The 8,701-nt window shown below is 31.6% G+C and carries 8 protein-coding genes and 1 other annotated feature; of the genes, 4 read left to right on the top strand and 4 right to left on the bottom strand.

The window, feature by feature from the left end:
- Positions 1 to 59: 59 nt before the first annotated feature.
- The 4 genes from ACI313_RS04585 to ACI313_RS04570 are packed head-to-tail and all read right to left on the bottom strand — an operon-like array spanning position 60 to position 4,200.
- Positions 60 to 1,415 (bottom strand): sodium-dependent transporter, encoded by a 1,356-nt coding sequence (locus tag ACI313_RS04585; protein WP_439755401.1) that lies wholly within the window; start codon positions 1,413 to 1,415, stop codon positions 60 to 62.
- A gap of 49 nt (positions 1,416 to 1,464) precedes the next feature.
- Positions 1,465 to 2,253 carry an ABC transporter ATP-binding protein gene (locus tag ACI313_RS04580; protein WP_439755400.1) on the bottom strand — a complete coding sequence of 263 codons (789 nt, stop codon included), beginning with the start codon at positions 2,251 to 2,253 and terminating at the stop codon, positions 1,465 to 1,467.
- Positions 2,247 to 3,164, bottom strand: coding sequence for an ABC transporter permease (locus ACI313_RS04575; protein WP_320607465.1), 918 nt, complete (start codon positions 3,162 to 3,164; stop codon positions 2,247 to 2,249). Before ACI313_RS04575 ends, ACI313_RS04580 begins: the two co-directional genes overlap by 7 nt.
- Positions 3,165 to 3,168: 4 nt before the next feature.
- Positions 3,169 to 4,200 (bottom strand): ABC transporter substrate-binding protein, encoded by a 1,032-nt coding sequence (locus ACI313_RS04570; protein WP_439755399.1) that lies wholly within the window; start codon positions 4,198 to 4,200, stop codon positions 3,169 to 3,171.
- Between the two features lie 60 nt (positions 4,201 to 4,260).
- Positions 4,261 to 4,493 (bottom strand) — a binding site (T-box leader).
- Between the two features lie 118 nt (positions 4,494 to 4,611).
- On the opposite strand from ACI313_RS04570, the gene ACI313_RS04565 reads away from it, so the two are divergent.
- The 4 genes from ACI313_RS04565 to ACI313_RS04550 all read left to right on the top strand — a co-directional run bounded on the left by ACI313_RS04565 (position 4,612) and on the right by ACI313_RS04550 (position 8,664).
- On the top strand, positions 4,612 to 4,959 hold the full coding sequence (locus ACI313_RS04565) for a hypothetical protein (RefSeq protein ID WP_439755398.1): 348 nt from the start codon (positions 4,612 to 4,614) through the stop codon (positions 4,957 to 4,959).
- A 92-nt stretch (positions 4,960 to 5,051) separates the two neighbouring features.
- Complete coding sequence (ppk1, locus tag ACI313_RS04560) at positions 5,052 to 7,169, top strand: polyphosphate kinase 1 (protein ID WP_439755397.1); 2,118 nt, start codon at positions 5,052 to 5,054, stop codon at positions 7,167 to 7,169.
- 4 nt (positions 7,170 to 7,173) lie between these two features.
- Entirely contained in the window at positions 7,174 to 8,244 is a 1,071-nt protein-coding gene (locus ACI313_RS04555) for a 6-phosphofructokinase (RefSeq protein ID WP_320607461.1), read from the top strand.
- Between the two features lie 81 nt (positions 8,245 to 8,325).
- Positions 8,326 to 8,664: a hypothetical protein gene (locus ACI313_RS04550; RefSeq protein WP_439755396.1), complete on the top strand. Its 339-nt coding sequence runs from the start codon at positions 8,326 to 8,328 to the stop codon at positions 8,662 to 8,664.
- Positions 8,665 to 8,701: the final 37 nt, after the last annotated feature.

Genomic DNA, 8,701 nt, shown 5'->3' with positions numbered 1-8,701 from the left:
GTAATTGAGTCAGCTATCCTTTTTTGTACAGGCTATTTAACTGTTACAGCCTCTATTTGTTAGAATAAGGAAATATATCCTTGAATAAAAATAATAATTACAATGATTGGAATAATATAAGTTAAATAAAAACGAAGTTTTCTAGGGAAGGAGATTCCTTTTCCGGTGTTGGCTTCTTTAATAAAGTTATCAAATCCCCATCCTTTTTTGGAACAGCAGAACAATACATATCCCAATGAACCTAGTGGAAGTAAATTATTAGAAACTATAAAATCTTCTAAATCTTGAATAGTTGAACCAGCTCCCATTGGTTGAATAAACGATAAAACATTAAATCCAAGTGCACAGGGAAGAGAAAGTAAAATAATTAATACAAAATTAATGATGATAGCTTTTTTATGAGACCAATTAAATAATTCTTTTGTCATCGTAATAATGTTTTGGAAAACCGCTATAATAGTTGTTAATGCTGCAAAACTTAAGAATAAGAAGAATAAAGCTCCCCAAATGTTTCCATAATTCATATTAACAAATATGTTTGGTATAGTTTGGAAAATTAATCCTGGACCTTGTCCGGGACTTACCCCATAGGCAAAGCATGCTGGAATCACAATTAAACCGGAAACAATGGCAACAAATGTATCTAAGCAAACAACGCTAATTGCTTCCTGTGTTAATTTTTTTTCTTTGTCAATATAGCTTCCAAAAATCGCAATGGCACCAATTCCCAAGCTTAAAGTAAAAAAGGCTTGTCCCATAGCTGCAAATATGACTTCAGAAAGATTTGTCATCTTAGAGAAATCGGGTAATAAATAGAACTTAACACCTTCCATAGCACCTGGTAAAGATAAAGTACGGATGACTAAAATTCCCATAATACCTAACAAACAAATCATCATGTATTTACTGATTTTTTCAACTCCGTTTTGTAACCCTTTTGAACAAATTAAAAAACCAATACATACAACTAAAATCATCATACCAACTTGTATTTGTGGAACACTCAACATTTCATAGAAACCATTGTTGATTTGTTCAGTACTCATGCCAGCAAAACCATTTGTTAACATTTTGTAGAAATAATAGAACATCCATCCACATACAGTTGTATAGAACATCATTAAAAGATAGTTACCACAAAGACTTACGTACTTTAGCCAATGCCATTTAGTTCCTTTTGGCTCTAATACATCAAATGATAAAGCGGCGCTTTTTTGACTTGCACGGCCAACAGAGTATTCCATGACCATGATTGGTAAACCTAAAATAATTAGAAAAAACAAATAAATTAATACAAAGGCGGCACCACCATATTGTCCGACAATATATGGAAATCTCCATACATTCCCAAGACCGATAGCACATCCTGCGCTTAGTAAAATAAATCCTAAGCGACTTGAAAATCTTTCTCTCATATATAATTCTCCCAAAAAATAGTCTATAAAAAAAATGGACCTTCGTCCATTACTTTGTTAATAAAATACGATCATTGCTTAAATTTTGACCAGATTTTAATTTGAATTGAAAAATTAAATCATCAACTGTTAATTTATTTCGTTCTTCTCCTTTTACATCTAAAATGATATTGCCATTATCCATCATAATTGTGCGTGTTCCAAGTGATAAGGCATCTTGCATGTTATGAGTAATCATTAAGGTAGTGATGTTATTCTTTTTCACAATTTTATCAGTTAAATCAAGAACTTGCTTAGCTGTTTGTGGATCTAGAGCAGCCGTATGCTCATCTAAAAGAAGAAGTTTAGGAGGATTATAGGTTGCCATTAGTAAAGCAAGTGCTTGTCGTTGACCACCAGAAAGTAAGCCGACACTCTGATTTAAACGATGTTCGAGACCTAAGTTTAATTGTGATAATACATTAATAAATTTAATTTTGTCTTCTTTTGAAATATGTGAAAGCCATCCACCATTTCCAGCAGCTAAGGCAAGATTTTCTAAAATAGTCATGTTTGGAGCTGTTCCTTTATTAGGATCTTGATATAAATGACCAATATATTTAGAGCGTTTATGCTGTGCTAAAAAAGTGATGTCTTGTTTGTCTAAAATAATTGAACCAGCATCTGTCAAGAAACTACCAGAAATCGCATTAAATAAAGTTGATTTACCAGCTCCATTACTTCCAATAATTGTTACAAATTCACCAGGTTCTAGATGTAATGAAAAATTTGATAGTACTTTCTTTTCGTTGATTGTGCCTGGATTAAAGGTTTTTGATATTTGTTTGATTGTTAACATGTTTTACCTCGATTATATTTATATTTCCGTATAAAAATTGGCCATTGTTTCTTTATGTTAGGAATTCCTATAGCTAAAATGACAATAATAGCAGATACGAGTTTTAACATAAAAGCTGGCATATTAAAACGTAGTGCAATAGTATAAACAAGTCTAAAAATAATAGATCCTAAAACAACTCCTAAAGCTTTTTTTCCAATGGATCCTTTAGAAATTAAAGTTCTTCCAATTAATAAACTAGCCAAGGCTACTGTTACCATTCCTTGTCCAATGTTGATATCGACAAATTTTTGGGATTGAGCAAGTAAGCAACCAGATAAACCAGTGAACATATTGGCAATACATAGGCCAATAATCGTTGTGAACATAGGATTAATGGAACTTGATTTGACCATGTCATGATTATCACCAGTAGCACGAATCGCAAGACCAAGTCTTGTTGATAAAAATATTATTAAAAATAAAATAACAATAGCAACAAAAAATAAACTAATAACTAATGTTGCGTACTTAGATAAAAAAGGAAACGCTTCCTTAAAAATGGTGAATATAGTCGTTGTTTTGTTCATATTTAATAAAGATGAACCATTCATAATTGCGATATTAATCGAATATAAACCGGTATTGACAATGATTCCTGATAATAAGCTATCGATACCTATTTTGGTTTGCAAAAAAGCAGTAACAAGACCAGAGCACATACCAGCAAACATGCTTGCTGGTATGGCTAGAAAAGGATGCCCGCTGATGGCTACACTAGCACCAACAACAGCTCCTAATGTAAAACATCCATCGGTTGATAAATCACATACATTTAACATGGAATAACTTAGGAAAAGGGCTAAGACACACAAAGCACAAATAAGTCCTAATTCCATGGCGGTTTGTGTTAAAGTAAGTATTACTGACATTTTTTCAATCCTCTATGTCGTCAAAACTTTCAGCAGTTGTGATTTGTTTAACACTTGTACATAGTTTAGAAAATGAAGCTTCAATAGTTTGATAATCAAAACCGATAGCTTGGCATGTGTCGATATTTATTGTTGCGGTTCCATTGTCAAAAGTTTGAACAGGCATATTAGACGGATCTTTTCCATCTAATATAATTTCGATAATCATATTAGCTGTTTCTTTTCCCAAATTAGCATAATCTACACCATAACCAAGGAAAGCACCGTTTAATGCGAATGAATCGGCACCTGTATAGTGAGGAATTTTGGCATCAATTAGAGTTTCATAAATAGATAATTCTGCTGTCATAATGGTATTATCAGTTGGAGTGAAAATGGCATCAACATTTTCTTGGATTAAGGCATCGACAGCAAGTTTGACTTCATCTGTGGTTGTTCCTGTTTTTTCAACATATTCAATATTTTTTTTATTTAAGTATTCTTTAGCGCTTTTAATGGCGTTTGTACTAGAATCTTGTCCGGCATCATAAAGCAAACTGATTTTGGTAGCGTCTGGATTTGCTTCAAATATTAAATTAAATATATTCGTTGTATCTAAATAATCACTTGTTCCGGTAAGATTGCTGCCAGGATTATCTAAGCTTTCTACAATTTGTGAACCAACGGGATCTGATACAGCTGAAAAAACAACGGGAATGTGATTATCTTCAGTAGCGCTTTGCATTGCCATAGCAACAGGGGTCGCAACTGCAACCATACAATCAACTTCATCGGTAATAAAATCGGTGATAATTTGATTAAGTACAGTTGAATCGGCATTACAGTTTTCAATATCAATTTCAAAATTGATATTTTCTTCTTTGGCCACTTCATTTAATTGGCTCTCGATGTTGGCAACAATTTGATTTAAACTAGCGTCATCAACATAGTTACAAATTCCAATTTTGTAGGTGTTTTCATTTTGTACATCACTTGAACAAGCAAATAAATTAACACTCATAGCTGTGGCTAATAAAGCCTTAGAAAATTTTTTCATTTTGTTTCCTCTCTTTCATTTGTGATCATTAGAAACAAAAAACTCGTCCCTAATGAAATCATCAAGGACGAGTGATATGCTACCCGCGGTGCCACCTTGTTTTACAGTTTCCTGTACACTTTTAGAATACTATCATATTCCTTACAACTTACGTGTGTATTACGTCATAGAATACTATCATTTCCTCTATGCCCTCCACGGTCCATTTACAAAATTGCCATTATCTAATTTCCACCATCATAGATTCTCTATCAATACATCTTTTTGTTTTATCTCCGTATCATCGGTTTACTATAGTTTACACAACAAGAAAATAATTTTCAACAATTATTTAAAAATTTACATAAATTTACAAAAGATGTTTCATAAATCTTTTCAAAGATGTATACTTTCTCTATAAGAAAGGGAATTATGATTATAAATATATTAGATGCACATTTTTTAAAATACGGAGAAAAAGATTTTAAGAATCAGGATATTCATTTTTATCCTAATACCTTAAAAATGAATATTGAATCTGATGTTATTTCTTATTATATGAAAGCAAGCGAAGATTTATTTATCTATCCTATACAAGGTAAAAACTTACTGGTAATCACAACGGATATCAATCAAATGCCAGAAGTTTATGAATTTAATCAAGCTCTTAAAATTAATAGAAATATGTATTTTAATTTTATTAGTGGAAAAGGTATAGGTGTAGTTGCGTTGAATATTGCTAGCTCTTGTATCATTGAAAATGTTAATCTATGCAGATAATCATATAAATTTACTTAGACTTTACTTTTAAAGCCAATTTCATTTACGATTTATCGTTACTATTGAATAGATTATTAGAATGGGAAAGTAATATGAAAATAATCAATTTAATTAAAAAAATTTTGAAATTAAAAAAAGAAAAGGAAGTAAAAAATATGGATGAAATGATACCAAATGAATGTTATATGAACCGTGAATTATCATGGTTGAAATTTAATGAACGTGTATTAGACGAAGCCGGAAATGATAAAGTTCCTCTTGCAGAACGATTAACATTTGCATCGATTTATCAAACGAATTTAGATGAATTTTTTATGGTTCGTGTAGGAACTTTGATGATGCAAATGCATTCTGATGAAAATGCTAAAGATAATAAAACAGGAATGAGTCCGAAGGAACAAATTCATTGTATATTAGATAAAGTAAAAGAATTAGAAGATAAAAGAGGAATAATCTATGAACAATTGATGGGTGAATTAGAACCAAAGGGAATTCGAATTATTAATTTTAATAGGTTATCAAATGAAGAAGGAAAATTATTAGAAGCGTATTTTGATAATCACATTGCTCCTTTTTTATCACCAACAATCATCAGTAAACAACAACCATTTCCTTTTTTAGCGAATAAAAATTTATATGCTATCGTTCTTTTGAAAACTAGAAGCGGTAAACGAAAATTTGGAATGGTCGCTTGTAGTAATCGTGTCTTTAAACGATTGATAGAAATTCCGACTCGCCCAGGTACTTTTATGTTGAGTGAAGAATTGATTCTTCATTTTGTGAATAAACTTTATCCAAAACATGTTGTATATGAAAAAGCAATTTTACGAATTACGCGAAATGCAGATATTGATGAGCATGATGTATATGATGAGGATCTAGATTATTGTGACATCATGGAAAAAATGATTAAGAAACGAACAAAAATGGCTCCGGTTCGTGCAGAATTATCTCGTGATGTCGAACCGCAAGCTAAAAAAGAATTAGCTCATTATCTTCATCTTGATAAGAAAAACATAATTGTAGACAAGGCACCAATGGATATGTCTTTTGTTTTCCAAATTCAAAATCGGTTACATGAAAATAAAAATTTGTTTTACAAGAAACGTGTGCCACAAGAACCAAAGGCAATAGATCGTAAAAGAAGTATCATTTCGCAAATTGAAGAAAAAGATATTTTATTATCTTATCCATATGAAAGCATGAAACCATTTATTCGATTATTAGAAGAAGCAGCTGAAGATGATACCGTGGTTTCTATAAAAATGACACTTTATCGCTTGGCAAATCCATCGAAGGTTGTTGATGCTTTAATAGAAGCAGCAGAAAATGGAAAAGAAGTTGTTGTCATGGTGGAATTACGTGCGCGTTTTGATGAAGCAAACAATATTGAAATGGCTCGCCGTTTTGAAGACGCAGGCGTTCAAGTAATATATGGATTAGATCAATATAAAGTTCATAGTAAGCTTTGCTTAATAACTAGATATAAAGATGAACAAACGAAATATATCACCCAAATTGGAACAGGAAATTATAATGAGAAAACAGCTAGACTTTATACTGATTTCTCATTGATGACGAGCAATGAACAAATCGGAAAAGATGCTTCTAATGTGTTTAATTCGCTACAACGAGGTGAAACAGTTGATAATGCGGATTGTTTACTTGTGGCGCCACATTGTTTGCAAAATAACCTAATAAAATTAATCGATGAAGAAATTGAAAAAGGAAAGAATGGATATATAGGTATCAAAGTAAATTCTTTAACAGACAAAGTATTGATAGATGAATTGATAAAGGCTAGTCGACATGGTGTACAAATTGAATTAATTGTCCGAGGAATTTGTTGTTTAGTTCCACAAATTAAGGGATACAGTGATAACATAAAAGTTGTTTCTATTGTAGGAAGATATCTAGAACATGCTCGAATTTATCGCTTTGGTAAAGGAAAAAATCAAAAAGTATATATCGCATCCGCCGATTTTATGACAAGAAATACACTTCGTCGTGTCGAAATAGCTGCTCCTGTTTTTGATTCGGATATAAAAGAAAAAATTACCCGCTATTTTGATACACAAATTATGGATGATGAAAAAGGAAAAGAATTAAAAGAAGATGGAAATTATTATGAAAGATTAATTAATGATCCTAAAATTAATTCTCAAGAACTATTTTTTGAGGAAAGCTACAATATGAATAGAAAAGAGTGATATTATGCGAATTGGTATGTTGACAAGTGGAGGAGATTGCCAAGCATTGAATGCGGCTATGCGAGGTGTTGTTAAAGGGCTATCTCATAATTTAGATGACTTAGAAATTTTTGGCTTTTATAATGGTTACAGGGGCTTGATTTATGGAGACTATCGTAAACTAACAAATCAAGATTTTTCAGGAATCTTAAATGTAGGTGGTACAATTTTAGGTTCAAGCCGTGTACCGTTTAAAACAATACAAGTTCCAGATGAAAATGGATTAAATAAAATTGAGGCGATGAAACAAAATTACTACGATTTAAATTTAGATTGTTTAGTAATTTTAGGAGGAAATGGAACACAGAAAACAGCAAATTTATTAAGACAAGAAGGATTAAATATCATTCATTTGCCTAAAACGATTGATAATGACATCTATGGTACGGATATGACATTTGGATTCTATAGTGCAGTTGAAATCGCAAGCCAATCAATGGATTGTATTCATACTACCGCGGCAAGTCATAATCGTGTATTTGTTGTTGAAATAATGGGACATAAAGTGGGATGGTTAACGTTGTATTCGGGTCTTGCATCTGGAGCAGATATTATTTTACTTCCTGAAATTCCATACGATGATAAAAAAATATTAGAAGCTATCCAAAAACGAAAACAAAGTGGAAAAGATTTTTCAATAATTGCTGTTGCAGAAGGAGCAATTTCGAAACAAGAAGCATTGCTTTCTAAAAAGGATTTGAAGCAACAAAGAAAAAAAGAAAAAGCACCTTCTATCTCATATAAAATTGCGAATATGATTATGGAAAATAGTGAATTTGATGCAAGAGTAACGATTCCAGGCCACGTACAAAGAGGTGGGGCCCCTTGTCCATATGATAGAATCTTAGCGACACGCCTAGGTGCAGCGGCAGCTCAATGTATTCTTGATAAAGATTATGGAAATATGATTGGAATTATAAATAATAAAATTGAACGTATCCCGCTTGAGAAAGTTGCTGGAAAATTAAAATATGTTGACCCTGAAAGTGATATTGTCAAAGAGGCAAAATGTATTGGAATATCGTTTGGTGATTAATAAAAATAGAAAAGATTTGAATTTTAAATCTTTTCTATTTTTTTACTGTCGTGTTAATATAAGAAAAACGGAGGATGAATGATGAAACTTGAAACAGAAAAAATTCTTAATAACGTTTCTATGATTTATGCATTGGTTTTTACGGTGTTGTTTATAGTATTCACTCAAGCGCGAAATGCATGGATTATTTTTTTAATTGTTATTATTCCTATTGCAAATGCGATAATTGGTTTAAATATAGAAAAATCAGACAAATATTCAAAGTGGTATGGTATTTTATCGGTATTAGGATTTGCGATTTGTATGACTTGCCAGTTTATGAATCCAGATATTGCAGCTGTAGCACTCGTGCTAATTTTGTTTCCAAGTGTGCTACAAATGTGTGCTTCTTTAATTTTATTAAAAAAATCAAAAAAATAGTTGACTCTAAAAAAGTGATTTGGTAATATAAATGAGC

The sequence above is a fragment of the Floccifex sp. genome (genome assembly GCF_051873495.1).
Classification (GTDB): domain Bacteria; phylum Bacillota_I; class Bacilli_A; order Erysipelotrichales; family Erysipelotrichaceae; genus Floccifex.
This window is presented reverse-complemented; position numbering and strand designations above follow the sequence as displayed.